The sequence below is a fragment of the Neisseria sp. P0009.S007 genome, assembly GCF_051962515.1.
This window is the reverse complement of sequence record NZ_JBQCVF010000692.1, coordinates 1-872: the sequence shown is the minus strand read 5'-3', so window position 1 is coordinate 872 and position 872 is coordinate 1. Positions and strand designations below refer to the sequence as shown.

General features: G+C 55.5%; 1 protein-coding gene and 1 pseudogene. Both read right to left on the bottom strand.

Annotation, left to right across the window (positions count from 1 at the left end):
* Positions 1-194, bottom strand: a pseudogene (locus ACTHS3_RS15730) (iron uptake system protein EfeO); the annotation flags it as partial.
* A gap of 12 nt (positions 195-206) precedes the next feature.
* A partial coding sequence (efeU, locus tag ACTHS3_RS15725) for an iron uptake transporter permease EfeU (protein ID WP_440368470.1) occupies positions 207-872 on the bottom strand: 666 nt, incomplete at its 5' end.

Here is an 872-nt window from a genome sequence, read left to right as displayed (position 1 = left end):
TGGCCGCTGGGGACGGTCAATTCCATCGGTTCGCAGGCAGTATCGTTCACACCGATATTGACCGAACCGTCGGCATTGGCGGCAGCGGATGCGCCTGAAGCGGCAGGCGCGGCTTTTTCGGCTTCAGGCGGCTGACACGCGGTCAAACTCAGAGCCAACATTACGGACAAAGCAGTCAGATTGAATTTTTTCATTTTCATTCCTTTTTATTTAGTTAACGTTTTTGCCGGCGCGCTGCCGCGCAAAAACCAAATCATGACGGGAACCAGATACAGCAGCCAAATCAGGACTTCGCCTTCGGTCGGATGGTCGGTATAGCCGAAGAAACCGCCGAGCAGCACGCCTAAAGGGCTGTCTTCATGCAAATATTTCGATGTATCAAAAGCGATGTCCTGCATCACATTCCATACGCCGGCCTCATGCAGCGCGCGAAACGAACCGGCCAGCAGACCGGCCGCCACCACAATCAAAAACGCGCCCGTCCAACGGAAAAACTTCGCCAAGTTCAGGCGCATACCGCCCTGATAAATTAGCGTACCGATGACAACCGCCACCAACAGCCCCAACACCGCGCCTATCGGCATAGACCATGTCGGGCTTTGCTGGAACACGGCCAGCAGGAAAAACACGCTCTCCAACCCTTCGCGCGCCACAGCCAAAAACGCCATGCCGACCAAGGCCCAACCCTGGCCGCTGCCGCGGTTCAAGGCCGACTGAACAGAATCCTGAAGATGCTGTTTCATCGAACGCGCGGCCTTCTTCATCCACAAAATCATGTACGTCAACATCGCCACAGCCACCAGGCCGATGACGCCGACCACCAATTCCTGTTCTTTTTGCGGAATCTCGCCCGTAACGGAATGAATGCCGTA